The 624-nt window shown below is 77.2% G+C and carries 1 pseudogene; it reads right to left on the bottom strand.

Going from position 1 to position 624, the window contains the following annotated elements:
• Nucleotides 1-622, bottom strand: a pseudogene (locus tag B9S61_RS12965) (FUSC family protein); the annotation flags it as partial.
• Nucleotides 623-624: the final 2 nt, after the last annotated feature.

Genomic DNA, 624 nt, shown 5'->3' with positions numbered 1-624 from the left:
GTTCCGTGGCGGAGGAGGCGTACCGCCGCAGCCGGGGTCCGGCCAGGGCGTCCTGCGCCTGGTCGAGGGCGGCGGTGAGCGCGGCGCGGCGTGCGGTGGCGGTGTCCGTACCGGCGGCGTCGAGGAGCCCGGCGACGGCGTCGTACACCCCGGCGACAGCGGCCCGCTCCCCGTCGAACCGGAAGTCGAGCCGGAAGCCGGACCGGAGGTTCCCGGCCGACGTTCCCGGCATCACCAGCCGCAGGAGCAGCAGCCACCCGGCGCCGGCGAGAAAGGCGAGCGCCCGCTGCCATCCCGGTTCCGGCAACGGCATCCCGGCCCCGACGGCGGCACCGACCAGCAGCTGCGTCCCCGCGGACGAACCCACCGGTCCCGACGCGCTGACGGCCCCGGCGACCAGGCCGAGCGCGGTCAGCAGCAGGGTGAGCGGTACGGCGGGGAGATGGTCGCCGGTACAGGTCCCGAGGGCCAGTCCGGCCGCTCCGGCGAACGCGGGCCCGCCGATCCGTCCGACGGAGGCGCGACGGCTTCCGGGCCGGTCGTTGATCCCGGCGAACATGGCACCGATGGCGGCGACGACCCCGAGCGTGGGCCGCCCGGCGAGCACGGCGGCGAGCAGCAGCG

This window comes from Streptomyces sp. SM1 (assembly GCF_002910825.1).
Taxonomy (GTDB): domain Bacteria; phylum Actinomycetota; class Actinomycetes; order Streptomycetales; family Streptomycetaceae; genus Streptomyces; species Streptomyces okerensis.
The sequence above is the reverse complement of the archived record's forward strand: the minus strand, read 5'-3'. Positions and strand labels throughout refer to the sequence as shown.